At 66.5% G+C, this 24998-nt stretch carries 23 protein-coding genes; 10 read left to right on the forward strand and 13 right to left on the reverse strand.

Annotated elements, in window-relative coordinates:
- Positions 1 to 34: 34 nt before the first annotated feature.
- The 3 genes from ET475_RS05780 to ET475_RS05790 are packed head-to-tail and all read right to left on the reverse strand — an operon-like array spanning position 35 to position 3837.
- A complete protein-coding gene (locus ET475_RS05780) occupies positions 35 to 1687 on the reverse strand; it encodes an ABC transporter permease (protein WP_129387062.1) in 1653 nt (550 codons plus the stop codon).
- Entirely contained in the window at positions 1684 to 2766 is a 1083-nt protein-coding gene (locus ET475_RS05785; RefSeq protein ID WP_129387065.1) for an ABC transporter ATP-binding protein, read from the reverse strand. The genes ET475_RS05780 and ET475_RS05785 overlap by 4 nt, the downstream gene beginning before the upstream one ends.
- A 27-nt stretch (positions 2767 to 2793) precedes the next feature.
- The gene (locus ET475_RS05790; protein ID WP_129387069.1) at positions 2794 to 3837 is read right to left on the reverse strand and encodes an extracellular solute-binding protein; all 1044 of its coding nucleotides are present in this window, start codon (positions 3835 to 3837) and stop codon (positions 2794 to 2796) included.
- Between the two features lie 310 nt (positions 3838 to 4147).
- On the opposite strand from ET475_RS05790, the gene ET475_RS05795 reads away from it, so the two are divergent.
- The 6 genes from ET475_RS05795 (at position 4148) to ET475_RS05815 (ending at position 8510) form a co-directional block, all read left to right on the forward strand.
- Positions 4148 to 4924, forward strand: coding sequence for a DeoR/GlpR family DNA-binding transcription regulator (locus tag ET475_RS05795; protein WP_165310776.1), 777 nt, complete (start codon positions 4148 to 4150; stop codon positions 4922 to 4924).
- A 194-nt stretch (positions 4925 to 5118) separates the two neighbouring features.
- Positions 5119 to 5268: a hypothetical protein gene (locus ET475_RS17800; RefSeq protein ID WP_165310778.1), complete on the forward strand. Its 150-nt coding sequence runs from the start codon at positions 5119 to 5121 to the stop codon at positions 5266 to 5268.
- A 5-nt stretch (positions 5269 to 5273) separates the two neighbouring features.
- Complete coding sequence (locus ET475_RS05800; RefSeq protein ID WP_129387075.1) at positions 5274 to 6419, forward strand: YeiH family protein; 1146 nt, start codon at positions 5274 to 5276, stop codon at positions 6417 to 6419.
- A gap of 183 nt (positions 6420 to 6602) precedes the next feature.
- On the forward strand, positions 6603 to 7874 hold the full coding sequence (locus tag ET475_RS05805) for a hypothetical protein (RefSeq protein WP_129387078.1): 1272 nt from the start codon (positions 6603 to 6605) through the stop codon (positions 7872 to 7874).
- A 41-nt stretch (positions 7875 to 7915) separates the two neighbouring features.
- The gene (locus tag ET475_RS05810) at positions 7916 to 8155 is read left to right on the forward strand and encodes a DNA mismatch repair protein MutS (RefSeq protein ID WP_129387081.1); all 240 of its coding nucleotides are present in this window, start codon (positions 7916 to 7918) and stop codon (positions 8153 to 8155) included.
- Complete coding sequence (locus ET475_RS05815) at positions 8148 to 8510, forward strand: type II toxin-antitoxin system PemK/MazF family toxin (protein ID WP_207205422.1); 363 nt, start codon at positions 8148 to 8150, stop codon at positions 8508 to 8510. Before ET475_RS05810 ends, ET475_RS05815 begins: the two co-directional genes overlap by 8 nt.
- 326 nt (positions 8511 to 8836) lie before the next feature.
- Here ET475_RS05815 and ET475_RS05820 read toward each other — a convergent pair whose 3' ends face one another.
- Entirely contained in the window at positions 8837 to 9415 is a 579-nt protein-coding gene (locus ET475_RS05820; RefSeq protein ID WP_129387084.1) for a helix-turn-helix domain-containing protein, read from the reverse strand.
- A 70-nt stretch (positions 9416 to 9485) separates the two neighbouring features.
- Between ET475_RS05820 and ET475_RS05825 the strand changes: the two genes are divergently transcribed.
- Positions 9486 to 10394: an NAD(P)/FAD-dependent oxidoreductase gene (locus tag ET475_RS05825; RefSeq protein WP_165310780.1), complete on the forward strand. Its 909-nt coding sequence runs from the start codon at positions 9486 to 9488 to the stop codon at positions 10392 to 10394.
- 165 nt (positions 10395 to 10559) lie between these two features.
- Here ET475_RS05825 and ET475_RS05830 read toward each other — a convergent pair whose 3' ends face one another.
- The 8 genes from ET475_RS05830 to ET475_RS05865 form a co-directional block, all read right to left on the reverse strand.
- The gene (locus tag ET475_RS05830) at positions 10560 to 11219 is read right to left on the reverse strand and encodes a ThuA domain-containing protein (RefSeq protein ID WP_129387091.1); all 660 of its coding nucleotides are present in this window, start codon (positions 11217 to 11219) and stop codon (positions 10560 to 10562) included.
- 53 nt (positions 11220 to 11272) lie between these two features.
- Complete coding sequence (locus tag ET475_RS05835) at positions 11273 to 12034, reverse strand: carboxymuconolactone decarboxylase family protein (RefSeq protein WP_165310781.1); 762 nt, start codon at positions 12032 to 12034, stop codon at positions 11273 to 11275.
- Between the two features lie 38 nt (positions 12035 to 12072).
- Positions 12073 to 13323 carry an MFS transporter gene (locus ET475_RS05840; protein ID WP_129387097.1) on the reverse strand — a complete coding sequence of 417 codons (1251 nt, stop codon included), beginning with the start codon at positions 13321 to 13323 and terminating at the stop codon, positions 12073 to 12075.
- A 66-nt stretch (positions 13324 to 13389) separates the two neighbouring features.
- Complete coding sequence (locus ET475_RS05845; RefSeq protein ID WP_129387100.1) at positions 13390 to 14226, reverse strand: SDR family NAD(P)-dependent oxidoreductase; 837 nt, start codon at positions 14224 to 14226, stop codon at positions 13390 to 13392.
- Between the two features lie 13 nt (positions 14227 to 14239).
- Positions 14240 to 14719 (reverse strand): cupin domain-containing protein, encoded by a 480-nt coding sequence (locus tag ET475_RS05850; protein WP_129387103.1) that lies wholly within the window; start codon positions 14717 to 14719, stop codon positions 14240 to 14242.
- 42 nt (positions 14720 to 14761) lie between these two features.
- Entirely contained in the window at positions 14762 to 16417 is a 1656-nt protein-coding gene (locus ET475_RS05855; protein WP_165310782.1) for a flavin-containing monooxygenase, read from the reverse strand.
- 47 nt (positions 16418 to 16464) lie between these two features.
- Complete coding sequence (locus ET475_RS05860) at positions 16465 to 17268, reverse strand: class I SAM-dependent methyltransferase (protein WP_129387109.1); 804 nt, start codon at positions 17266 to 17268, stop codon at positions 16465 to 16467.
- A gap of 114 nt (positions 17269 to 17382) precedes the next feature.
- The gene (locus tag ET475_RS05865) at positions 17383 to 18276 is read right to left on the reverse strand and encodes a LysR family transcriptional regulator (RefSeq protein WP_129387112.1); all 894 of its coding nucleotides are present in this window, start codon (positions 18274 to 18276) and stop codon (positions 17383 to 17385) included.
- A 45-nt stretch (positions 18277 to 18321) separates the two neighbouring features.
- Here ET475_RS05865 and ET475_RS05870 point away from each other — a divergent pair, with 45 nt between their 5' ends.
- From ET475_RS05870 to ET475_RS05880, 3 genes are all read left to right on the forward strand, one after another.
- On the forward strand, positions 18322 to 19212 hold the full coding sequence (locus ET475_RS05870) for a LysR substrate-binding domain-containing protein (RefSeq protein WP_129387115.1): 891 nt from the start codon (positions 18322 to 18324) through the stop codon (positions 19210 to 19212).
- Positions 19213 to 19300: 88 nt separating this feature from the next.
- Entirely contained in the window at positions 19301 to 20455 is a 1155-nt protein-coding gene (locus ET475_RS05875) for a CaiB/BaiF CoA transferase family protein (protein WP_129387119.1), read from the forward strand.
- Complete coding sequence (locus tag ET475_RS05880; protein ID WP_129387122.1) at positions 20452 to 21648, forward strand: acyl-CoA dehydrogenase family protein; 1197 nt, start codon at positions 20452 to 20454, stop codon at positions 21646 to 21648. Before ET475_RS05875 ends, ET475_RS05880 begins: the two co-directional genes overlap by 4 nt.
- A gap of 110 nt (positions 21649 to 21758) precedes the next feature.
- Here ET475_RS05880 and ET475_RS05885 read toward each other — a convergent pair whose 3' ends face one another.
- Positions 21759 to 24989 (reverse strand): ExeM/NucH family extracellular endonuclease, encoded by a 3231-nt coding sequence (locus ET475_RS05885; protein WP_129387125.1) that lies wholly within the window; start codon positions 24987 to 24989, stop codon positions 21759 to 21761.
- Positions 24990 to 24998 lie beyond the last annotated feature (9 nt).

Below are 24998 nucleotides of genomic sequence, written 5' to 3' on the forward strand. Positions count from 1 at the left end.
AGGCGCGCACCCGCAAGCACCTCTCGGCGCATTCCTACACCTGCAGGTTCTTCGTTCCTCCCGGCAAGCGCATGAGCAGCACGAGTGATAGTGCTGTGAGCGTCAGCAGCACGGTCGACAATGCGGCCGCCGTTCCCAGTTGTCCGCGAATGACCGACGAATAGATGCCGAGCGACAAAGTCTGTGTTTTCGTCGTGTACAGAAACAGCGTCGTCGACAACTCCGTGATGATCGTCACCCAGCTGAGCACCGCCCCCGAGAGGATACCTGGCGCAAGAGCAGGGACGACGATGCGGGTGAGTGTCCGGAACTTCGACGCGCCGAGGCTCATCGCGGCCTCTTCGACGCTCGGCGGCACCTGATACATCAGCGCCGTGACCGAGCGCACCGAGTAGGTGACGCGCCGGATCATCAGCGCGATGACCATGATCGCAGCTGTGCCCGTGATCATCAGCGGTGGCTTACTGAAAGCGGCGATGAGCCCGATACCGATCACCAGGCCCGGCACGACATACGGGACCATCGTCATAGTGTCCAGCGTCGACGACAGCCACCCCTTCCGACGCACGGTCAGATACGAGACCAAGACCGCGACGATCACCAGGATCACAAGAGCCGAAAGACCCAGCTCGAACGTGTTGCCGATGAGCTTCCACATGTCGCGGGAAGCTTTCGTGTAGTTCTCGACTCCCCATCCATCGGTGAACTGACCGTAGATCGTCTTGCGGAACGAGCTGCCCACGACCACCAGCAGCGGGGCGAGCGCCAGCAGAAGATACACGTAGATGTACGCGTGCATGCCGAGTGCTCGCCACCAGCTCGCGTGGGTTGGTTCGATGGGTCGCATGGCGTTCATTGAAAACGTCTTCCGACTGGCGATCCAGCGTTGGATCAGGAAGACGGCGAGCGTCAAGGCCATGACGACCACACTGACCGCGGCAGCGAACCCGGTGTCGGTCGACACCTCCCCCACGGCCGCGTTGTAGATGAGCACGGGCACGGTCTGATATCCCTGGCCGATGAGCATGGGCGTGCCGAAGTCAGCAAACGCACGGACGAAGACCAGGAGAGAACCTGCCAGCACCGTGGGCCACAAGAGCGGCAGGATCACTTTCACGGCACGCTTCATGCCCACGACGCCCATCGATTCGGATGCTTCAAGGAGCGATACGTCAACGGTCTTCCACGCACCCATCAAGTACGTGAAGATGAGCGGAACCAACTGCAGCGTAAGGACGAGGACGATGCCCCCGAAGCCGTAGATGCTCGGGAACTCGATGCCGAGCGACTTGCTGAGCCACTTCGTGATCATGCCGTTGTTTCCCAACAGCAAAATCCACGAGTAGGCGCCGATGAACGGCGGAGACATCATCGACGCGAGGATGAGCACCTGAATGATCCTGTTGCCGAAGATCTTGTACATCGTCATGAAGTAGGCCAGCGGAAACGCGACGAGAAGCGACAAGACCGTGACGGTGATCGTCACCGCCATCGAATTGACCAGCGTCGTGAAATAGCGCGGAGCCGTGAAGAAGGTCACGAAGCCGCTGAAGCTGATTTCCGTGCCGTTGAAGATCGAATCGACGAGGACATTCAGCAGGGGCCAAACCGCAACCAGCAGGTAGCCAAGGGTGAGGACGACGGCGACGGCAGTCCAACCGTCGAATCTGCGGGAACCCACTCTCATCGCTGATCCCGCATGATCGATGCCTTGGTCACGGCGTCGAAGAGGCGCACCCGCGTCGCGTCGAACACCAGTGAGACAGGATCACCCTCGTGCCAGGGCGTCGTCCACTGCGAGAACTCCTGGAATTCCACCATCTCGCCACTGGCGAGCTCTGCCCGCACCTGGGAATGCGAGCCCAGGAACGTCTGAGAGACGATGGATGCCGCAATCCCCCGCTCGCCGATGGTCACGGCCTCAGGGCGAACCGAGACGATCACCTCTGGCGCGGAGTCGACCGTGATCCGGTCGGTCAAATCCAACGTGATCCCGGGCGACAACGGCAACAGGACTCTGCCATCAGCGTGCTGAAGAGTCCTGGTCAAGAAGTTCGTCTTACCGATGAACTCCGCAACGAAGGTGTTGGCCGGGCGATGGTAAATTTCGGCTGGTGTACCCACCTGTTGAATCTCACCGAGCTTCATGACAGCGATCCGGTCAGAGACCGCCATCGCCTCTTCCTGATCATGCGTGACATACACGGTCGTGATGCCTGCCTCACGCTGCACCTCACGGATGGTGTCGCGCATCTCGACACGCAACTTGGCATCGAGGTTGGAAAGAGGTTCGTCCATCAAGAGAACGTCGGGGCTGATGACCAGAGCCCGGGCGAGGGCAACTCGCTGCTGCTGGCCGCCGGACATGGCTCCCGGCATCCGGTCCAGAAGATGACCCATCCGTACTCGCTCGAGGGCCTCCGCGACCCTTCTCTTGATCTGCGCCGCCGGAACCTTGCGATTCTGAAGGCCGAACGCGACGTTCTTCGCCGCCGTCATCTGCGGAAACAGCGCGTAGTTCTGAAAGACCATGCCGATGTTGCGGTCAGCCGGAGGTTGCGCGTTGACGACCTTGCCATCGAACGCAATGGTTCCCGACTCGATCGAGTTGAACCCCGCGATCATGCGCAGGAGCGTCGTCTTCCCACACCCTGACGGGCCGAGGAGGGTGAAGAACTCACCCTCCTCGATGGAAAGATCAAGCTCCGGTATCGCAACCTGGTCTCCGTACTCCTTGCGAAGATCGGTGAGGACGATTTCGGTCATGATGCTTCTCCGGTCAGATCACACGGATCAGTTCGCTTCGAGGATCTGCTGGTACCGCGCGACAATGTCATCGCGGTGGGCGGCGACGTACTCGCTGTCTTCCTCAACGGTCTTGATGTCTGCGAGAGCGGGCACGCCCGGCTTGTCGACACCCTCGCGCAACGGACGACCGGCCGTCTCTTCGGCGATCGTCTTCTGCGCCTTTTCGGAGGTGATGTAATCGATGAACGCGTGGGCCTGCTTCTGGTCCTTCGCTCCCTTGATGACCTGAGCGCTCGCCGGCAGGAACACCGCACCCTCGGACGGGTAGACGATCTTGACCGGCTTACCCGCCTTCACGTAGTTCAAGGAGAGCGGCTCGTAGGTGAGAGCGGCGACATACTCGCCGTCCGCCGTGCTCTGCGCGACCTGTGTCGACGAACTGATCGTGATGCCGTTGAGCTGCTTCACGAGCGAGGCGACGAAGTCCCATCCGGCGTCCGACTCGTAATCGCCGCCGACCGCCTTGAGCATGTTGGTCAATTGCGCGAATGCCGACGAGGACTGCGTGGGGTCGCCGAATGCGATCTTGCCCTTCAGCGCCGGATTGAGCAGGTCCTTGTAGCTGTCGATCGTGACGCCGGCCGCCTTCGCCTTCTCGGTGTTCACCAGCAAGTTGGAGCCATCAGCCTGGTAGGGCGTCGCAAACCCGGAGGTGTTCTTACCCGCGTCGAGCATGTCGCCGTCGTTGACCGAGGTGTACTCATCCCACAGGTCGCTGTTGGCCAGCGCCTGTGCGATACCGCCACCGAACACGACATCGCCCTGTGGGTTGGCTGCCTCGCTCTTGACGCGCTGATAAAGCTCACCGGTTCCGGCCGTGACGATCTGCACGTCGATGCCGGTTTCATCCTCGAACTGCGGGATGAGTGCGTCCAGCATCTCCTCCTCGTTGGGTGTGTAGAGAACGAGCGTCCCGCCGACCTTGGACGACGCGTCTCCGGCATCACCCCCGTCAGCGGAAGAGCAGGCAGACATCGCCAGCGCGGACACACCGAGCACGGCGAGAATTGACACGGTACGGAATCGCATGGACTCGCATCCTTTCACTACTTTGTGATGCAGAATGATCTCTTGTGAGCGGCGTAGGGTAAAACGCTCAGAAACTGAACATACCAATGATCATTTCAGCGACGCAACCCAAGGACGATACTCAAGGAGATGCCGCTTGCCGGCCGCGCGCCGACGACATGCGACGCCCGGAACGGTGGGGCGCATCAGGCAGAATGACCATGGGACGCGCAGAGGCATCCCTCACGTTTGCGACACGTCACTCGCCGTTCGCGAGGCGCGGGCAAGCCGGGACCCCCGATCACAGACAGGCTGTCAGGAAAGTGCAGGCATGACGCAGGCTCAGCGTTTGAATCAGCTCCTCGACTTCGTCACGGAGCACGGGTCTGTGTCCAACGCAGAGATCACAGAGGCGCTGAGCATCTCGGAGGCAACGGCGCGCCGCTATCTCTCCTTGCTTGAGAACCGTCAGCTGGTGACTCGCACGCATGGCGGCGCAACCGCGCGCGGGTCACGCATGGACTCGGCTGCGCTCGGCCGGAGCGTTGCACAGTCTGACGCGAAGGCCCGGATCGCACGCCGCACAGCGGCGCTGCTCGATGACTCCGGCACCATTGCGCTGAATGGCGGCACGACCTGCGCGGAGGTCGCGCGCGCTCTTATCCGACGCCGACGCGGCAACGGGTTACTCACCACCGTCGTCACGAACTCCATCGACATCGCTTACGAGATGGCACCCATCGACGACTTCCAAGTCATGACGACCGGCGGCCTCGTGCGTGCTCACTCGATGGAAGCGGCCGGTCCGATCGCCGAGCAAGCCCTGCTGGGTCTCGCCGCCGATGTCGCCGTCATCGGTGTGGGCGGAATCGAGGCACGCTTCGGCATCTCGATGGGCAACGAGCTCGAAGCAGCAGCTGCGCGGCTGATGATGCGTTCGGCACGTCGCACGATCGTCGTCGCCGACTCCACGAAGATCGGCCGCACGGAATTCTCGCGCGTGTGCGAGCTTGAAGAGGTCGGCACTATCGTCACGGATGCTCCGATCCTGCGTCCGCTGCGTTCCGTGCTCGACGACGTGGGCGTGCGCATCGAGGTCGCTGAGTAGAGGACGCGACGGGGCGCCCGGTCGGCGAGATCCCGCTGACGACCGGCATCCCGGTGTCGAACTGCACCCTTCGCGACCGATCATTACGCGCCGTTGCATCCGCGTGACACTTTCCGTCAGACGACCGTCAGGCCCGCGGCATCCTCGCCATACTCGGCTCACCCGCATGACTTCGTCGCGAAAGGACCGACCCCATGACATCTGCACAACCACCGGCCGAACCGGCTGACGGCCCCCAACCGAGGCAACGACTTCGCCTCGGCATCGATTGGTGGGCCGTGATTCTCGCCGGTGTGTTCGTGGTGCTCGCAGCCACCGGACTTCTGCCCACGATCGGGTGGTGACCGCCATGTCTCAGAGTGCAATCGCCACCGCCTCGACCGGCAAGGGCGCCTCAGAGCTCGAGGCCCTCGCCGAGACCGATCCGTTCCGCAGCCGCAACCCGCTCGAGTATGTGCCGGGCATCCTTCTGCTGCTGGCAGTCGGGCTGCTCGGCAAGTACTGCGAGAAGTGGTGGCTGGCCATCGCCGCCGCGCAGGGGTGGAAGGTTCCCGACATCGAGTATGTGCTGTGGGCCATCGTGATCGGCCTCATCATCACCAACGTGTTCGGTCTGCACAAGATCTTCCGCCCGGGTGTGGCGACGTTCGAGTTCTGGCTGAAGAGCGGCATCGTGCTGCTCGGTGCCCGCTTCGTCATCGGCGACGTCGCCAAGCTCGGCGGCACCAGCCTCATCCAGATTCTCGTCGACATGACCCTGGCCGGCACGATCATCATCCTCGTCGCCCGCGCACTGGGGCTCTCGGGCAAGCTCGGCTCGCTGCTGGCCATCGGCACCTCGATCTGCGGCGTCTCGGCGATCATCGCCGCGCGCGGGGCCATTCGTGCGCGCAACTCCGAGGTCGGATACGCCATCGCCGCAATCCTGACGCTCGGCGCTGTCGGCCTTTTCGTGCTGCCCCCACTGGGGCACGCGATCGGCCTCAGCGACCACGAATTCGGACTCTGGGCCGGTCTCGCCGTCGACAACACCGCCGAGACGACCGCGACCGGCTACGCGTTCTCGGATGCCGCCGGCGACCTCGCCGTGCTGGTCAAGTCGGTGCGCAACTCGCTGATCGGCTTCGTCGTGCTCGGGTTCGCGCTCTTCTGGTCATCGCGGGGCCAGGCCGACAAGATAGCGCCCGGCGTCGCCCCGAAGATCGCGTTCATCTGGGCGAAGTTCCCCAAGTTCGTCCTCGGATTCCTGGCCGTGTCGCTGCTGGTCACGATCGGCGCCTTCAGCGACGCCCAGGTGGCCAACCTCGGCGCTCTCTCGAAGTGGGCGTTCCTTCTCACCTTCGCGGGCGTGGGCCTGTCCACCGACATCCGCACTCTTGTGCGCACCGGATGGCGCCCCCTGGTCGTCGCCGTCGTCGGCCTGGCCAGCGTCGCGGTCATCTCGCTCGGGCTCGTGCTGTTCACCTCGCGCGTGCTCGGCTGGACGGGGTCGTGAGCTGACGGGGATGCCTCTCGAGGCGCTGGTGCGGTCATTCACGCACCAGCGCCTCGGCGTTCAAAACTCATCACTTCTGTTCTCCCGAAAACCCGCGAACCACGCGTCGAGGGGGACGAGCGCGATAGTGACGGAGTTCTGACCACCGGAATCGCCCCCACACTCTTCACCTACGCTGGTCGCATGACCTCCCCCGCAGACCCGTTCGACGACCCCGAGCTGCGTGCCGAGATGGAACGCCTGGGGGCGGACGCCGGGATGCCTCGGACTGACGAGCCCGTGGAGGTACCCACCGACACACACGAGGGTGGGCGGGCGCGGCATCCCTTGCCTTCATCATCAGACGAGGTGACAGCCGCGCCGCAACTGCCCGCGCTGTCGCGAGCGGATCGCACCGTCATCCGTCTGTTCGGAGATTGGCTCGACGTGCAGCCCGAGACAGACATTCCCAGCACCGGCGAAGGCGTGCGGATGCTTCGCGCAGGGTTCGCTCGCATTCGGCAGGCGGGTCACGACCCGCTCGTCGCCGACGACGTGTGGGCTTTCCTCGATGAGCTGGGCGACTCCTACGTGTCCGAAGCGCTTCTCATCACCCTTGCCGAGTACGCGCTGTTTCAGCTCGACACGACCGACAGCGACGAATGGGACGACCTGCACGACGCGATCACGGCATTGCAGGTCGCGAATGCGGGGCGCGGCGGCATCGTCTCGGCGGCGATGGATGCCGGTGCCGAGGTAGACCCGGCCGTCCGGTACGACGCATTGGTACAGCTGCCGCTCGTTTCAGCCGTCAGTGACCTGCTCGAATGGATCGGCCACAGCAAACCGGTCGCGCCGTCGGGCGGAGTGCGCCTCGCCGACATCGCGCACATGGGCGAACTGCTGGGCGTGTCGGTGACCGGCAGCGTTCCGCGCCGCGCAGCCGATACCAGCTCGGAACCGCTGTTCCCGATCGAGGAGCCGACGACAGACCCCCCGCAGGTCACCTCAATGCTCGAGGTGCCCGCGCTCGTCGCCTGGTGGTCGGCACTGGGCAACGTCGGGCTCATCGAGGTCACGGGCTCGCACGTGGTGCCGGGACGCGCCGCCGCCACGTGGATGTTGACCGTGACGCCCCCTGTCGAGACGGCCGACATGGTCGTTGGGCTGTTCCTGGCGCGGCTGCTCACCTACCACGTCGAATCTCACCGGTCGGTGACCAGCGTCGATGCTGTCAATACCGCGCTCGATCTGATCCTCGCGGGCATCGATGTCACCGGTGGGTTCACGGTCGACGCGCCGCTCGCGTCACAAACTGACGCGCTAGGGATTCTTCAGCCGGCGCGCGAGGTCGGGCTGTTCGACCTCGTCAACGGGCGCGTGGTCGTCTCGAATGCGCTTCGTCTCACGGTCGCCCGCGGCGTGACCGTCGCGGCAATGCTGGTGAGCGGCGCCGCGGCCGACAAGGACGAGTGACACCGGCCTTCACCACGTGCCGTCACCGGTATACTTAAAGTATGACCACGACGATCAAGGTCAGCGACGAGCTGCGTGATCGGCTCAAGACGCAGGCCTCGCGAACAGGACGCACTCTGGGCGCTCACCTCGCTGTGCTCGCCGATCTCGCCGACCGCCAGGATCGGCTCACCTCCATGAAGCAGGCGATCGCCGCTACTCCGGCCTCCGTCCTGGCGGAGTATCGCACCGAGTCGGAGCAGTGGGAGACGACCGAGCTCGCCGACGCGCGGCATGAGTGATCTCGACCTGGCGCCCGGGATGGTCGCTTGGGCCATGCTCGATCCCGTGCGGGGCCGGGAGCAAGGTGGGCATCGTCCGGTCCTGGTCGTCTCGTCGCTCGGTCATCTCGACGCGGTGACGACGCTTGCCATCGTTCTGCCGATCACGTCGGTCGACCGCCGCTGGCCGAATCATGTCGCCGTTGAGGGTGCGTCTGGGCTGGACAAGCCGTCGTGGATCATGACCGAGCAGCCGCGCACGCTGAGCCGAGAGCGTCTGACCGGCGTCGCTGGTCACGTGAGCAGCGGATGCCTCGACTCGGTGCGCACATGGCTCGGGGACTTCCTCGACCTGTGGCCGATGCCTCGGGCATAGCGCCCGCTCGGGTCGGTACGTATGGCGCAGCATGTTCAGTTCGCAGGACGTTCTGTCGCTGCGGCCGCGACACGCCGTGGTGGGGCCGCCGGATCGCCGAATCATCCTGCGAGATGAACGGCCACCGCCCGAGGCGGCCGTATTGCCGCCCCCGTGCTGGGCGCGCCGGGTTCACGCTGTGCGCGGCGTCACTGACCTCTGAGTCCTGAGCACGCAGGGGCACCGCGTGCCCGAATGTCCGGCCCCCTGGCTACTGTCGTGGGCATGGGCACGGTCAACCGGATCGGCGGGATCGACAGGATCGGCGGGATGCGGCATCCCACCCCTCACACGTCGCGCAGATGCACGCGCTCGCCGGCGCGCGACATGAGGTGGATGATCTCGGCAGGTCCCGGTCCGGCCGACGAGGTGCCGTGCGGAACAAGCGTGTCGAACTCGACGGCCTCGCCCGCCTCGATGATGTGCTCGTCGTCACCGAGCGCGAGCCGCACCCGGCCCGAGACGACGAAGAACCAGTCGTATCCCGAGTGCACGCGCTGCTCGACACGGTATTTGGCGGGCACGGCCGGCAGCGTCACCTTGAAGGCCGTCGCCCCCTCGCCGTGGCGAGAGAGTGCAACCCATGTGCGTCCGTGGCGCGTGATCGGGGTGCCGTGCACGCGCGGGTCGCCCGACGTCTCCGCACCGACGAGCGCGTCCAGGCTCACGTCGAACACGGTGGCGATCGGCAGAAGCAGGTCGAGGCTCGCCCGGCGGTCCCCCGATTCGAGACGCGACAGCGTGCTCACCGAGATGCCGGTACGCTCCGACAGCTCGGTGAGGGTGAAGTCGCGACGCGTGCGCAATGCGCGCAGTCGCGAGCCGACCGCGTCCAGCAGTCCGGCCACGTCGATGGGGTCAGCCATACGAGCCTCCGTCTTTGCCGTTTCAGCAAGGATAGTTGCTAGCTTGCGGCATGCGGCACAGAGTGAACACATGACAGACAACGACATCCACGACGCCATCATCGTGGGCGGCGGCAGCACCGGCCTCAGCGCGGCTCTGCAGCTGGCACGCCTGCGCTTCCGTGTGCTCGTGCTCGACAGCGACGCCCCGCGCAATCGCTTCGCCGCGCACATGCACGGCGTGCTCGGACGCGACCACACCTCTCCGCTCGCCCTGCTCGCCGACGGGCGCCGAGAGCTCTCACGCTACGACGTCGAGGTGCGACAGGATGCCGCATCCACCGCCTCCCGCGACGACGAGCTGTTCACCGTCACGACCGACAGCGGCGCCGCCCTGCGCGCCCGCGCGGTGCTCGTCGCGACGGGTGCGAGCGACACCCTGCCCGATGTACCGGGAGTCACCGAGCGCTGGGGTCGCGGCGTGCACCACTGCCCGTTCTGCGACGGATGGGAGAACCGCGGCAAGCGCATCGGCGTATTGGCCGAAAGCGCCGAATCGTTCCATCAGATCAGGATGCTGCGGCGACTGTCCGACCGCGTGACCGTGCTGTCGCACGGCCCGACGCCGTTCGACGAGTCGCAACTCGCGCACTTCGCCGCCGCGGGCATTGCGCTCGACGACCGGGTGCTGGACCGCGTGCTCACCACCGACGAAGGCATCCGCGGAGCCGCGTTCGACGACGACGGCGAGATCGCGCTCGACGCGCTGTTCGTCAGCCCCCGCGCGACACCACGCGACGACATCCTCGTCGCGCTCAGCGCCGAACGAGTCGAGGCGTTCGGCCGCACCTGGGCCGGCGTCGACGCGATGGGGCGCACCAGCGTGCCAGGGCTGTGGGCCGCGGGCAATGTCGTGAATCCGATGCTCGGTGTGGCGGCGTCCATCGCGGCCGGCGCGACGGCCGGCTACGGGATGGTGGCCGAGCTGCTCATGGCGTAGGTCGGGGAAGGCCCGAGGTTTGCCGGCACCGCGCCGCTTGGAAAACGCCTTGCGAGCGGCGATGCGTTCAGAACTCATCCATATCGCGCAACGCCGCGACCTCTGCACGGCGTGTCGAGGGAAGCGTGTGCGGTCGTGCCGGAGTTCTGAACGCCTGAACCCCGCTCACACCTCTCGCGCGACCCAGCGGGCGAGCCGACGCACGAGCTCGCGGTGCTCCTCGGCCTCATACGAGCGCGGATTGTGGCCCAACGCGTCGTATGCGATGCGGGCAGGTCCGTGCTCGCGAATCCAGACGAGGGGATGCCGCGTGCCGTCATGCTCGTGATCGACGAGAACGGTCACCGCACCGATGCGCTGCTGCCAGCTGTACCGCTCGTCGGCCAGGGTGAAGTCGTCCAGACCTGCGGTCAGCTCATGCGGCAGCACGTGCACCCGCGCGGCGTCCTCGAACGGCGGGTGCATCGAGGCGTCGGGAATCCACACCGCGCCCAGGGCCGCGCCCCACGCGGGGTAGTCACGCAGGCTCGCCGACGCGGCGTGCAGACCGAGCACTCCGATGCCGCGGGCGAGCGCGGCATCCAGTCCTTCCGTCGACGCGGCCGGCGCGCCGAACCCCCGCTCGCCCTGTCCCCACGGGTTACCCGCAGAGACCACGAGCATGTCGACGCCGTCGAGTCGCGTCATCGCGCTGTCGAGGTCGTCGTCGATGGTCACGGACCAGCCGTCGGCCTCGAGAAGGGCGGCAACTGCCGCGGCGTTCTCAGCGAAGGGATGCCACGGGTCGGCGTAGCGGCCACTTCCGACCGCGATCAAGGCATGCATGAGAGTACTCTCGCAGGTCTGGCGGGTGGTCGTCGAGCGCAGGACGGCACCGGTCAGCCCTCGTCGAAGACCTCGCACAGGATCAGGACGGCAGCGCGCAGGCTCGAGATGCCCACAAGTGCCGTCACCTCGAGGGTCTCGATGAGCTCGGCGGCCGTCGCCCCGTATCGAAGCGCATTCTCGATGTGGGGTCGAACGCCCGCGGTGAACAAGTGCGTCGGCGACAGATCGATCGCGATGTAGATCAACTCACGCAGCTTCGGGCTCAGGCTCCCGTTCAGCCAAGGATGCGAAGAGAAAGCCGTGTACGCGCGGAACCATGCCGGGTCCATGCGCACCTGTATCTCATTCAGATCACTCCAGTACCCGCGCCGGCTCTCGAAGTCCGCGCGAATCTGCGCTTGTTCGGGTGTCAGCGGCGCGTCGTCGACGAGCGGCCGACCACGCTGGGCCATGACGTCGCTGAGCAGGGGAAACCCGGTGGCCAGTGTGTGCACACCGAGCACCGACACCAGATGCACAGCCTCAAGGGTCTCTTCGAGGCTGGCCCCGGCCTCTCGCGCCTGGACCGCAGCGGTGCGAATGCCTCGATCGTCGAGCGTCGTGACGGCCGCGCTCACGGCGAGCGCGATGAGCGCCCGCGATTTCGGATCGAGAACGGTGGACGAGGCCGGCACCTCGGCGAGGTCGACGTAGGCGGCGAGAAAATCCTCATCCACCTCGAGCGCCGCCTGCCACGACGCATCCAGGGTGCCGACAAGCCGGCGCAGCCGGGCCTGAACAGACCCTTCTGCACCGACTGCCGACGCTGCCACAGGCACTGCCGACGCTGCCACAGGCGCTGCGTGCGTCGTCATGCGCGCGCCCTCGTGCTGGTGGCGATCAAGCGACGCCGGGCGGCACCGACCACGACGCCGACCAGAACCGCGGCCGCGACCGCGAACACGATCACCGCGGTGGCGGCGAACAGCACGCGCAGATCGCCGCTGCCCAGGGTCAATCCCATAAGTTGCTGGATGTAGGGGAACGCCAGCAGTCCGAGGCTCAGACCGGCCGACACGATGCCGAGGGCCAGGCTGCGCTGCTGCGGGGTGACCTTGTGCGTGACGAGGTTGAGCAGGTACGGGGTGAGAAGTCCGACACCCAGCCCCGCAAGCCCGGCGGCCAGCACGACGCCATACCAGGCCTGCGCGCCCGAGTAGATGATCATGCCGGCACCGATCGCGACGAGCGCGGCGAACACGAGCCACGACTTCAACACGACGCGCAGCCGCTCAGAGAGCACGCTGCCGAGGATGTTGCCGATTGCCGGGGCGGTGGCGATGAGGCCGATCGATCCCACCGCGGCGACCTTGAACTCGACGACGAACTCCGAGATGTTCGCGGCAGCGAACGCGAAGGCGACGTAGAGGAAGACCATCGCAACGGCGATGCCGATCACGCGTCCGAACGGGAACTTCTCGGCCCCGCGCACGACCTTCACGGCCGCGGTGACGACACCGGGCACCGGCCGTGAGCGCGGCAGCCACAGCAGGCTGACGATCGCGATGACCAGCACCAGGCCGTAGGCCCAGAACACGTTGCGCCAGCCGAACGTCAGCAGCCACCCAGCCACGACGAGCACAACGATGTTGGCGACCTGGGCCACTGCGTTGGCCAGGCCCAGCATGCGCTCGCGCTTGTGGTCTTCGTAGAATTCCGAGATGTAGACGCTCGGCATCGGCAGTGCGAGACCCAGGCCGACGCCCGTGACAAGTCGCAGCACGAAGATCACCTCGAGGCTGCCGGTGGTCACCTGCAGAATGCCGGCGATGCCGTAGAGCGCGAGCCCCACCACCGTCAGAACCTTCTTGTCGATCCGCTGCGCGAGACGGCCTGCGACCGCGCTGAAGATGATCGAGGTCAGGTACGGAATGGTGAAGACGACGTTGATCCAGAAGCTGGATGCCTCGGGATTGGCCACTCCGATGGGGCCCAGGGCCGGCGCCATGATCGTCGTGTCGACGAGCCACACGGCCGGGATGAGCATGACGGCGAAGACGCCGGCTCCGGTGAGCCGCTTGAGGGTTGTCGGCACGGAAGGTGCCGAGACGGTGCTGGTCATTTCTGATTCTCCTTTGAATCGCGAGGTTTTTTCATTGCGAGCCAGCTGGTGCTTCGGCGCGCCGAGCTAACGCATCAGGCGGCCGCCATCCACGATCAGGGTCTGGCCGGTCACGTACGAGGACTCACCTGAAAGCAGCCAGACGACGGCGTACGCGACATCCCAGGGCGTGCCGCGACGCCCCATCGGGATGGCGATGTTGTTGCGGTTCTCTCGTTTGCGGCCGCCGCTGAGTCCGAGCGGCGTGTCGATGAGACCGGGGGCGACGATGTTGCAGCGCACACCGCGCGCCGCGTTCTCCATTGCGGCGTGGTTGCGCAGGCCTTCGAGCGCCGCCTTCGACGCGCTCATGGCGGGTACGGCGCCCGAGGCGCTGAACGCCGACGTCGATGACATGAGAACGGCTGCACCGCCCTCGGCCAGCAGCGGCAGACCGTACTTCAGCCCGAGAAAGTGCGTGCGCGCATTGACCGCGAACACCCGCTCCCATTGCTCGAGCGAGGTGCCGGCGAGATAGTGGCCGCCGTCGATGCCGACGTTCATGACGATTCCGTCGAGGCCGCCCAGAGCTGTGACCGACTCATCGAGAATCCTGTGCACATCGGATTCGTCGGTGGCATCCCCGGCCACCGAGAAGGCGTCTGCGCCCTCGGCGCGCACGCGCTGTGCGGTCTCTTCCGCGCTGTCCCGCGCGATGTCGGCGACCACGACACGGGCTCCTTCGCGGCCGGCGAGAACGCTGATGGCCCGCCCATTGCCGGGCATCCGCTCGTCGTCTCCTCCGTGGTCTGCCTGCCCGCCGCCGACCACCAGGATGCGGCGACCCTCGAGTCGGCCTCGGCCCGGCGCGACGCCCCGTGCCTCGGCGCTCAGTTCTCGTTCCCGAGTCTGGGTATCGTTCATGGCTGCCTTCCGATCAGTTCTCGGGCGCCAGCTCGTTGCCGCCGATGGTCACCGGAAGCGCGTCGATGAGGATGAAAGCGACCAGTGAGGGCTCGTCGCTCGCATTGCGCCAGGTGTGGATAGTGCCGCGCTGGATGACGACGTCGCCGGCGTGCACGGTCTTGCTCGCACCATTGTCGAGTTCGAGTTCAAGCTCTCCCTTGAGAACCAGCGCATAGTCGAGCGAATGCGTGCGGTGGTGCTTTGACTCGGTGTGCGGATGCATCGTGACATACTGCAGCACGGTGCCGCCGGGCGAGACCCGGCGCACCTCGCGCTCGGCACCGTCGAAGTCGTCGTTGTTGTCACTGGGAAAGGTAGCCGTGGTCCACGCGACGACCATCTCAGCCTCGCTCCCGAGGACTTTGGTCTCCATCTCGCGGTCGCTGACGAAGATCGCGTTGCCCTCGGCATCGTGCCCGGTCACAACTCGTCTCAGGTTCAATTCGGTCATCTTCACGTTCTTTCTGTGAGGGGTGGATGCTGCGGGTGTGCGTCAGGCGTCGGCAAGGACGGCCGTCTGCACCGGTGTCCGCTCGAACTCCCGGTAGCCGTCGGCCTGCGCGCGCTCGAGGGCGAGGCGATACTGCTTGAGCCCCCCGGTGTACGACTGGAACAGCTTGGGGCGCGGCTTGCCGGCGATGTTGGCGCCGGTCCACCACGACTCTGTCTTCAACAGCAGGGTGCGCTCGGCCAGCGTCTGGCACAACTCGGCCCATTCGACCTCGCTCTGCGCCGTCGCCTCGATGAGTTCGTTCCCCTCGGCGCGTGCGCGTTCGAGCAGTCCGGCGATGAAGTCCATGTTGATCTCGATGCCGAGGGTGTAGTTGTTCATGATCGTCGTGGACTGGGGGCCCTGCACGAGGAACATGTTGGGGAACTCGTGCATCGCCACGCCCAGGGCGGTGCGCACATAGACGCCGTTCTCCCACTTGTCGCGCAGTGTGAGCCCGTCGCGACCCCGGATGTCCATCTCGAACAGCGTCCCCGTCATGGCGTCGAAGCCGGTCGCGAAGATGAGGTAGTCGAGGTCATAGTCGGCTGCCGTCGTGCGGATGCCCGTCGTGGTCGCCGAGACGAAGGGTTCCTCGCGCAGGGCCACCAGCTGCACGTTCGGCCGGTTGAACGTCTCGTAGTAATCATCGACCTTGATCGGCCGCTTCGTGCCGAAAAGGTAGGTGGGCATGAGCTTGCGTGCGGTCTCGGGGTCGTCGACGATCTCGGCGATCTTGCGGCGCACGAAGTCGGCTGCGAACCCGTTCGCCTCTTCATTCGAGGTCAGGTCGTTGTAGGTGGCCAGGGCGAACGCCTGCGCGCCGAACTCCCACGCGGCTTGGAAGACCCGGTCGCGTTCTTCGGGGGTGTCGTCAAAGGCAGAGCGGTCGGTGCCGGTCCCGGGGGCACCATGGCTCGAACTGCGCATGAGGGCGCGCAGGTCGTCGAGGTTGTCCTTGCGCTCGCGCACCTCCTCCTCGCCGAGGGGACGCTGCTGGGCCGGGGTGACGTACTGCGGCGTGCGCTGAAAGACGACGAGCTTGTCGACGGTGCCGGCCAGGGCCGTGATCAGCTGCGCGCCCGATGACCCGGTGCCGACGACGCCCACCTTCTTGCCCGTGAAATCCACCGGCTCGAACGGCCACTGCGCGGTGTGCAGCACGGTGCCTTCGAACGTGTCGAGGCCGGCGATCGTGGGGCTGTTCGTGGTCGACAGCGGGCCGGATGCCGCGACGAAGTAGCGTCCTGTGACGCTCTGGCCCGTGTCGAGGTCGACCCGCCAGAGATTCGCGTCATCATCGAAGTGTGCGCCGAGCACTGCGGTGTTCAGCTGGATGGCATCGCGCACGCCGAGCGCGTCGGTCATATAGTTCGCGTAGGCCATCAGCTCGGATTGCGGGGCGAAGCGGCGCGACCAGTTCCATCCCCGGTACAGCTCGTCAGAGAACGTGAAGCTGTACGACAGTGTCTCGGTGTCGCACTGCAGTCCCGGGTAGCGGTTCCAGAACCATGTGCCACCCACGCCGCTCCCGCGTTCGAAGGCGCGCACCGTGAATCCGCGCTGCTGTAGGCGGTGCACGGCATAGATGCCCGAGAGCCCTGCTCCGACGACGATGGCGTCGTAATCGGGCGTGGTCGAGGTGCAGTCGTTCGTCATTTCTGATTTCCCTTGGTCGTGCCTGCGTTGTGCGGGCGTCGTCGCCATCACGCGGCGGGCTTGCGTCCCCAGAACATCTCGATGCCCTTCCACTCCATGCTTTGCGGGCTTTCGACGCGGTCACCGAAGGCGGCGCGGATCTGTGCAGGCGAGTAATAGGGGATGTCTGTCGGCTGCACTTGTTCGTACAACTTGTCGAACCACTGCCGGAAATGCACGTCGCTGTCGACTCGAGCGAAGAAGCTCGGCCCGCTGAGCACCGCCTCAGCGAGGAAGATGCGGCGACCCGGCTTGGTCACCCGCAGCAGCTCGCCGGCGGTCTCTGCCCAGTCGTCCGAATGCTGGGTGGCCTGCATGACGGCGACGCAGTCATAGCTCTCATCGGCGATGTCGTCCATGTAGTCCCAGCGCCAGCATCCGGTCATCCCGCTGCGCCCCGGCGTGCGCGAGTGCACGGCCTTTCGGCCGTCGCGGATGATCTCGACGGTGTCGACGGTGCCTTCGGGCCCGACGATGGCACGCATGTCTTCGTCCCACCCCGCCGGTTCGATGCCCTCGCCGATCAGCAGCACGCGGTCGCCGGGTCGCAGTTCGAGAAGGCCATAGGCGATCTCCGAGATCGGGCGAGCGAGTTCCTGCCAGATGTAGGGCAAACCGCCGGCGAGGCGCACGGCCAGTTCCCAGATGCGCCGCTGTGCGGCATCCCGCACGTCGGGACCGAGGAGTTCCTCATCCCATCCCTGAACGTAATTCCACGGGTTCCCGCCGCCCCAGGCGGTGGTGATCCCGCGCTGGTCGTCGATCGCGGTGTCGTGGCGGGTCTCGGCGGGTCCGGTGACTGTGGTGCTCATTCGACTTCCTCGTCGCTCGAGTTGATGGTTCCTCCATCGTGCGACGAGTCGGTATGAACTGGAAGTATCAATCAGACATGACGGTGATACCCACAAGTCATCACCGTTGCGCGCCTACTGCTGACCGTGCAGGGCCTCTCGCGCGAGAGCGACAACGGCGGCGAGCGCAGGATTCGCATCGTTGCGCCGCCAGATGAGTCGAACCCTGATGGGTTCTTGCGCCGGACTGATCGAGCGGAATGCGATGCCGCGCGCCGGCAGATGCGTTCGCACGCTCGACAGCGTCAAGGCGACCCCCACGCCGGCGCTGACCAGAAGAAGAAGCGTCGAAGATTCCGGGGCGCTCTGCACAACACGCGGGATGAAGCCACCCTCGACGCTGAGCAGGCTCAGTCGGTTGAGCCCCGTGGCCGATCCGCCGGGAAGGACGACCCACGGCTCTTCGGCGAGATCAGCGCTGCGCACGATGTCACGCGAAGCCAAGGGATGATCGACGGGCAGCGCGAGCAGGAGCTCTTCTTCGCTCACCACTTCGGATTCGAGGTCTGAGGGCACGACATCGACACGCGCGATCAGCAGGTCCAGAGCCCCCCGCCGAAGTCGGTCGAGTCCGAGGTGCGCAAACTGAGAGCTCTGCAGTTCGAGGACGATCCCCGGGCGACGCTGACGGACGAGCGTCGCGAGATTGCCGACGCCGACGTCGACGGATGCCTCGGCGAAGCCGAGCCGCACCCGCCCTGCGTCACCGCGCAGCGACTTGCGCACGATCTCGGGGATGCGCTGCGACAGCATCACCAGCTCCCGCATCGGCTCGAGCACCGCCTCCCCGTGCGGGGTCAGCGTCACCCAGTGCGTGGTGCGTTCGAACAGGCGCGCGCCGAGCTCTTCTTCGAGCTGCCGGATCATGCGGCTCAGCGGTGGCTGTGCCATATGCAGCCGGTTTGCGGCGCGCCCGAAGTTCAGTTCCTCGGCCACCGCGATGAAGGCCTGCGCCGAGCGGATGTCCACGGCCCCAGGCTAGCGAGCCCGCCCGTGCCGCGTACTCTCGTCTTCGTGGAGGTTTCGAAGGCCACGGCGTTTCTCGCCGTCGCAGAGGAGTTGCACTTCGGCCGGGCGGCACAGCGCCTGCACATGGCCCAGCCGCCGCTGAGCAGGTTGATCCGCGCGCTCGAAGACGAGTTGGGCGCGGCGCTGTTCGATCGCAGCCCGCGCAGTGTGGCGCTGACTGCCGTGGGTGCGGCGCTGGTCGAACCGGCCCGTGAGCTGGTCATGCAGTCCGAGCGCATCACGCAGCTGGCGCGGCGCGTGCAGCGCGGTGAGACCGGGCGCATCCGGCTCGGCTTCGCCGGGGCATCCGTGAACACGGTGGTCAGCGCTCTCACGCACCGTCTGCGCCGCACTCAGCCGGGCCTGGTGCTGGAGCTGTCCGGATCACAGCTCTCCGAGCCGGGCATGGAAAGACTCCGATCCGGCGCGCTGGACGCGGTCGTCGGACGGTGGGATGTGCTCCCGCGCGACATCGACTCGCACGTGGTCGCGCACGAAGAACTGCTGGTCGCTCTGCCTGCCGATCACCCGCTGGCGGCAACCGCCGCTCTCTCAGCATCCGATGTCGCCGACCAGCCATGGATCGTGCTTCCCGGCGGGCGAGGAGCGACCCTTTCCGCGCGCCTGCAGCGGCTTGCGATGAACGGCCGGTTTGTGCCGCGCATCGTCGAAACTGCAGCCGATTCGGCGACGCAGCTGCTGCTGGTGGATGCCGGTGCTGGCATCGCTCTGACCTTCTCCGGAGTCCGCGAGAACATTCCCGTGCACTCGGTCGTGTTCCGTCCGCTGGCCGCGAGCCTCGGCCCCGTCGACGTGCGCCTGGCATGGCGGCGCGCCGATATGAGTCCGGCGCTGGAGAGGTTGATCGAGGTCGCCCGAAGCTTCCCACTGCACTGAGAAGAGATCCCGATCGATACCTTCTGGGTATTGATGGCGATCGAATTTGGTACTTCACGTCATGATCGCGATCGCGCACACTGGGTGGATGGTTCTTCCCCTCGACGGTGTGGTCGTCGCCGATTTCAGCCGCGTCCTGGCCGGTCCGCTCGCGACGGCGACGTTGGCCGACCTCGGCGCGCGGGTCATCAAGGTGGAGCGTCCGGACGGCGGCGACGATACCCGCACGTGGGGTCCACCGTGGACCGACAACAGCGCCGCGTACTTTGAGAGCGCCAACCGCGGCAAGGAATCGGTCGTCCTCGACCTCGGCGACGAGACGGACAGGCACCTTGCTCACGAACTGGCTCACCGCGCCGATGTGTTCGTCGAGAACTTCCGGCCGGGTGCGCTCGATCGATTCGGCCTCGGCTACGGGCAGGTGAGCGCGACCAACCCCGGCATCGTGTACTGCTCGGTGTCGGGCTTCGGCAGCGGCAAGGGTGCCACCCTTCCCGGTTACGACTTTCTCGTGCAGGCAGTAGGCGGCCTGATGTCGATCACCGGCGACGCCGACGACGCGGGCGGCGCTCCGATGAAGGCGGGCGTCGCACTGGTCGACGTCCTCACTGCGAAGGACGCGACCATCGGCATCCTGGCCGCGCTGCGCGCTCGCGAGCAGCACGGACACGGTCAACATGTCGAGGTCGATCTGCTTTCAAGCCTGCTCGCCTCACTCGTCAACCAGGCATCGTCCTACCTGACCACCGGCACCGCACCGGGTCGGCTGGGCAACGCGCATCCGTCGATAGCCCCCTACGAGCTGTTGCCCTGTGCTGACGGTCCGCTCGCGATCGCCTGCGGCAACGACAGCCAATTCCGCATGCTCGCCGGCGTTCTCGGTGACGGGACTCTCGCCGATGATGTGCGCTTCGCCACAAATGCCGCGCGGGTACAGAACCGCCCAGCGCTGGTGCGCGCGCTGGGCGCGCTGTTGGCCGCCGACGACGCAGACGTCTGGGCCGAACGCCTCTCGCGGGTCGGCGTGCCGGCGGGCAAGGTCGGCGACATCGCCGACGGATTCGCGCTCGCGACCGACCTCGGTCTGGCCCCGCTGGTCGATGTCGGCCCCGGCCGGCCCGCTCAAGTGCGGCATCCCATCACTTATTCACACACACCCGTCACCGAATACACCGCGCCGCCGCGCTACGGCGAACACAGCGACGCGGTACGCCACTGGTTGCAACAGGAGGAACCCCGATGAGCCACATCGACCCCATGTCTCTGCCCGCTCCCGACCCGGCCGACCCCGCCGGGCTCGACGATCTTCTCAGCGATGATGAGAAGGAGATCCGCGCGGCGGTGCGCCAGACCCTCGACACCATCGCTGAGCCCTACATCGCCGAGTGGTTCGAGAACGGCGGCATCCCGAACATCCGTGAGCTGACCCGTGAACTGGGCTCGCTGGGGGTGCTGGGAATGCACCTGGAGGGCTACGGATGCGCCGGCATGACGGCGACCCAATACGGCCTGGCCTGCCTGGAGATCGAGGCCACCGACTCGGGGTTGCGCTCGCTCGTGTCGGTGCAGGGGTCGCTGGCCATGTTCGCGATCTGGCGCTGGGGCTCAGAGGAGCAGAAGCAGGAGTGGCTGCCCCGCATGGCGGCAGGCGAGGCGATCGGATGCTTCGGTCTGACCGAGCCCGACGTGGGATCAGACCCGGCGAGCATGACCACCCGCGCGCGCCGCGACGGTGACGATTGGGTCATCGACGGCAGAAAAATGTGGATCTCCAACGCCCCCTATGCCGATGTCGCCATCGTGTGGGCCGGCACCGACGAGGGCATCCGCGGGTTCGTGGTACCCACCGACACACCCGGATTCTCGGCCCCCGAGATCAGGCACAAGCTGTCGCTACGCGCCTCGGCGACCGGTGAGTTGGTGCTCGATGGGGTGCGGTTGCCGGCGGCGGCGATGCTCCCCGAGGCCCGCGGCGTGAAGGGTCCGCTGTCGTGTCTGAACGAGGCTCGCTACGGCATCGTCTGGGGAGCGCTGGGCGCGGCTCGGTCGAGCCTGGAGGCAGCCCGACGCTATTCACGGGAGCGCGTGCAGTTCGGCAAGCCCATCGGCGCCTTCCAACTCACGCAGCAGAAGCTCGCCGACATGTCGCTGGAGTACGTCAAGGGCTACCTGCTCGCGCTGCACCTGGGACGACGCAAGGACGCCGGCCTGCTGCGACCCGAGCAGGTCAGCATCGGCAAGCTCAACAACGTGCGCGAGTCCCTCGAAATATGCCGCACCGCCCGTACTGTCCTCGGCGCCAACGGCATCTCGCTCGAGTATCCCGTCATCCGTCACGCGAACAACCTCGAATCGGTGCTCACTTATGAGGGCACTGTCGAGATGCACACTCTGGTGCTCGGCCAGCTGCTCACCGGTGAGGATGCGTTCCGATAGGAGGTTCCGCGGGCCGCACGCCGCAGTTCGGTGCACCGGCCGTGTGATGTCGTTTCGACTCGCTGCGCTCGCTCAACGACCGGGGTACTCGCTCAACGACCTGCGCGCGCTCAGCGACTGGTCTTCACCCACGGGCCCCACAGGGCGCCGGGGGCTTCGCCACGCGTGTACCAGCGTGCCTCGAATGTCGCGCCCTGATACTCTGCAACATCCCCCGCCTGGAAGACACGCGATGGCGTCCACACGGCCACACCATCGGCGGTGGTGGCCATCTCCTGCCACGGACCCCAGACGTCGCCCGGCTTCTGGTTGCGCGTGTAGTACAACGCCTTGTACGTCTTGCCCTCGAAGGTGACGGTGTCGCCCTCGTGGAAGATGCGCGACGGCGTCCACACGGCCACCCCGTCGGGGCCGGTCACCAGTTGCTCCCACGCGCCCCACGGGTCACCGGGCTGCTGGCCCTGCGTCCACCAGAGTGCGCGCCACGTCGACCCGTCGAAGGTCACGAGATCTCCGCTGTCGTACACGGCGCCGGCGTCCCACGCCGCAGGCCCCGGCAGCGTCAGGCCGACGATGACCGGGTCATGATCGGATGCCGCGAACGGGTCGGACCCGTCGAACAGCGCCCGCACGTTGTAGTTGTATCGACTGTAGGCATAGGCCACAGCCTCTTGCGCGTTGATCTGCCAGACGTCGGCACCGGTGACCATCTTCAGCGCGGGGCCGTTGGCCAGCACGTGGTCGAGTGACCCCGACAGGCTGTTGTACGAATACGTGGCCTCCGACGGGTCGAATGCGCTGCCCAAGTCGGTGTACCCGGCGTCGTACAACGCCTGCAGCGGGTCTTCGTGCGTGTATGCGTTGAGGTCGCCGAGCAGGAACACCTTGTCGGTGCCGGCGGCTGCCGCCGTCTCGTCGGCGAACGCAGCCAGGTCGCGCGCCTCGTGCACGCGGGTGCAGTTGAAGGCGCCCTGGTCATACGCCGGATCGGTGTTCTCGGCGTCGCCGCCGTTGGCGCAGTCGGTGAAAAGCTCGTCGGCGTCGGCGCCCTTCGACTTGAAGTGGTTGGCCACCACCAGGAACGAGTCGTGGTCGGAGGCCCCGGCGGCGGCGAACGCCTGGGCGAGCGGCTCGCGGGCGATCGAGAACGACTGGCCGGGGCCTGACTTCTCGGTCAATACGCGCGAGACGCCCACCGGCGACACCTGAGCGGGCTGGTAGATGAAGGCCGTGCGAATGACGTCTTGCTGCGCGACCGGCGGCAGGTCTGCGGCATCCGGCGAGGGCACGTATGCCCACACCTCCGAACCGGCCTTCGCGTTCAGCGCGTCGACGAGGCCGGCCAGCGCGGCGTCGCGATCCTGCCCGAACTTCACCGAGTTCTCGATCTCTTCGAGCGACACGATGCTCGCGTCGAGCCGGCTGATGCCGGTGACGATCTTCGCCTGCTGCCGTGCGAAGCTCTCGGCAGTGGCGGCTCCCCGCGGCCCGGGGTTGCCGTCGGCGTCGGCGCAGCGGTCATTGCCGATGTGGTTGCCCGCGCGGTCGTCGTACCAGGTGCAGGTGCCCAACCCCTGTGCCACATACTCCTCACCGGTGAGGGCGAAGTAGTTCTCGACGTTGAAGGTGGCAAGCCGGATGTCGCTGCCCACGTCGGCCGGATGCTCGTTCTGTGCCCGGGCGTCGGAGAAGGTCGCGACATCCGCGCCGGCATCGGTGACCTGGTGGGTCGGCTGGAAGTTCCACGTGTCGAACCGGTACTCGAGGATCACACCACCGGTGAAGCTGACCGCCGACCCCACGCGCGGGTGGTTGTCCGCCGTCAGATACGGCAGCGGGTCGCCGGTGTGCGTGCTGAAGACGGCGTAGTTCCACGTCGAGCCGTCATCGAGCGTGATGGCGCGGCGCGCGTTGTCGGTGACGGCCGCCTGCGCAGCGGCGCTACCGGCCGTGCCCACGTCGGTCGGCTGGGTGAGCGGCGTCGTGCCCGCGGCGAGCACGAGCGAGCCGTAATAGTTGGTGTCGTAGACGTCGGACACAGTGAAGTCGCCCTGCGGCGAGAGCAGTTCGCCCTCATGCGCTTCGCGTTCGACGGCGATGTCGATCTGATCCCACGTCAGCGTGGCCGCGTTCACGGCCGGCAGCGGGTCAGCGAGCTTGGTCACCGTGGGAGAGGTGATCTCGGTCGTACCCTGGTATTCCTGCACCTGCCCGGTGACCGTGACGCTCTCGCCGATCGTCACCTGGCTCGCCGACTGCGAGCCGTAGACGAAGACCGCGTCAGAGGCCCCCGGTGTCGCATCGTCGCCGCCGGTTCCTGCGGTCTGCAGATAGAAACCGTTGAAACCACCCGCCGGGTAGGCCGCGGTCACCACGCCTGTGGTGGTGACGGTCGAGCCGGCATACGGCGAGGTGTCGGTGTCGGTGCCTTGGATCTGGGCGATCGTCAGCTCTGCCGCGGGTCCGGTGACCTCGAAGGTGAAGGATGCCTCCCCGCGCTCGTCGTTCGCGTCGGTCGCGGTGACGGTGACCTGCGATGTGCCGCTGACGGTCGGGGTGCCCGAGATGATGCCGCCTTCGGTGATGTCGATCCCGCCCGGCAGACCGGTCGCCGACCAGCGGTACGGGGTCTGGCCACCGGTTGCTTCGAGGGCAAGCGGGCCGAACGCCTCGCCGACTGTGCCGGTCTGGCGCCCCGGGTCGGTGACGGTCACCGTCGGTGCTTGGCTGTCGCCGCTGTTCTCGGGGCTTGGCGCGCCGGCGCTGAAGTCGGCGGCGTTGTCGTTCGTGTCGGCGCCGTTGGCGCGCGAATCCGACGTCGCGTTCGACAGCCCCGGCGCCGCCGCGCTGCCCTCGAAATCGTTCGCACCCCCGAAGCCCACGAAGTCGACGACACCGGCATCGGCCGCACACGTCGCACCACAGGTCAGGGCGGTCGCCGTCGAGACGAGCGCGACCTTACCCTGGGTCCCCGACATCGCCAGCGATCCGGTGGCGTCGGGCGTAGGCAGTGGTTCGGTGCCGCCCGCACCCTTCGCCTCCTGCACCAGGTAGTGGCCCTTGCTCGGGATGCTGCCGCTCAGTGTCGTCGCATTCCACGTCGCGCCGGTCGCCGACGCGTACTGCACGCTCCAGCCGTCGAGGCTGATGGCAGCGCCGCTCGGGTTGTACAGCTCGACGAAGTCATTCGTGAAGGTGGCACCGGAATTGCCGCCGCCGCCGTACACCTCGTTGATCACCACGGTCGTGCCGCCGACGTCGGCGACCGCGGGGGCGGCCAGCGCGAGGCTTGAGGCGGTGGCCGTGATCAGGCACACGGCGGCGGTGGCGAATCTGTTCATGCGTGGCAC

The sequence above is a fragment of the Microbacterium protaetiae genome, from assembly GCF_004135285.1.
GTDB lineage: Bacteria > Actinomycetota > Actinomycetes > Actinomycetales > Microbacteriaceae > Microbacterium > Microbacterium protaetiae.

Coding starts and splice junctions, on each gene's coding strand:
- ET475_RS05780 (WP_129387062.1), bottom strand. CDS start 1,687: ATGAGAGTGGGTTCCCGCAGATTCGACGGTTGGACTGCCGTCGCCGTC.
- ET475_RS05785 (WP_129387065.1), bottom strand. CDS start 2,766: ATGACCGAAATCGTCCTCACCGATCTTCGCAAGGAGTACGGAGACCAG.
- ET475_RS05790 (WP_129387069.1), bottom strand. CDS start 3,837: ATGCGATTCCGTACCGTGTCAATTCTCGCCGTGCTCGGTGTGTCCGCG.
- ET475_RS05795 (WP_165310776.1), top strand. CDS start 4,148: ATGACGCAGGCTCAGCGTTTGAATCAGCTCCTCGACTTCGTCACGGAG.
- ET475_RS17800 (WP_165310778.1), top strand. CDS start 5,119: ATGACATCTGCACAACCACCGGCCGAACCGGCTGACGGCCCCCAACCG.
- ET475_RS05800 (WP_129387075.1), top strand. CDS start 5,274: ATGTCTCAGAGTGCAATCGCCACCGCCTCGACCGGCAAGGGCGCCTCA.
- ET475_RS05805 (WP_129387078.1), top strand. CDS start 6,603: ATGACCTCCCCCGCAGACCCGTTCGACGACCCCGAGCTGCGTGCCGAG.
- ET475_RS05810 (WP_129387081.1), top strand. CDS start 7,916: ATGACCACGACGATCAAGGTCAGCGACGAGCTGCGTGATCGGCTCAAG.
- ET475_RS05815 (WP_207205422.1), top strand. CDS start 8,148: ATGAGTGATCTCGACCTGGCGCCCGGGATGGTCGCTTGGGCCATGCTC.
- ET475_RS05820 (WP_129387084.1), bottom strand. CDS start 9,415: ATGGCTGACCCCATCGACGTGGCCGGACTGCTGGACGCGGTCGGCTCG.
- ET475_RS05825 (WP_165310780.1), top strand. CDS start 9,486: ATGACAGACAACGACATCCACGACGCCATCATCGTGGGCGGCGGCAGC.
- ET475_RS05830 (WP_129387091.1), bottom strand. CDS start 11,219: ATGCATGCCTTGATCGCGGTCGGAAGTGGCCGCTACGCCGACCCGTGG.
- ET475_RS05840 (WP_129387097.1), bottom strand. CDS start 13,323: ATGACCAGCACCGTCTCGGCACCTTCCGTGCCGACAACCCTCAAGCGG.
- ET475_RS05845 (WP_129387100.1), bottom strand. CDS start 14,226: ATGAACGATACCCAGACTCGGGAACGAGAACTGAGCGCCGAGGCACGG.
- ET475_RS05850 (WP_129387103.1), bottom strand. CDS start 14,719: ATGACCGAATTGAACCTGAGACGAGTTGTGACCGGGCACGATGCCGAG.
- ET475_RS05855 (WP_165310782.1), bottom strand. CDS start 16,417: ATGACGAACGACTGCACCTCGACCACGCCCGATTACGACGCCATCGTC.
- ET475_RS05860 (WP_129387109.1), bottom strand. CDS start 17,268: ATGAGCACCACAGTCACCGGACCCGCCGAGACCCGCCACGACACCGCG.
- ET475_RS05875 (WP_129387119.1), top strand. CDS start 19,301: ATGGTTCTTCCCCTCGACGGTGTGGTCGTCGCCGATTTCAGCCGCGTC.
- ET475_RS05880 (WP_129387122.1), top strand. CDS start 20,452: ATGAGCCACATCGACCCCATGTCTCTGCCCGCTCCCGACCCGGCCGAC.
- ET475_RS05885 (WP_129387125.1), bottom strand. CDS start 24,989: ATGAACAGATTCGCCACCGCCGCCGTGTGCCTGATCACGGCCACCGCC.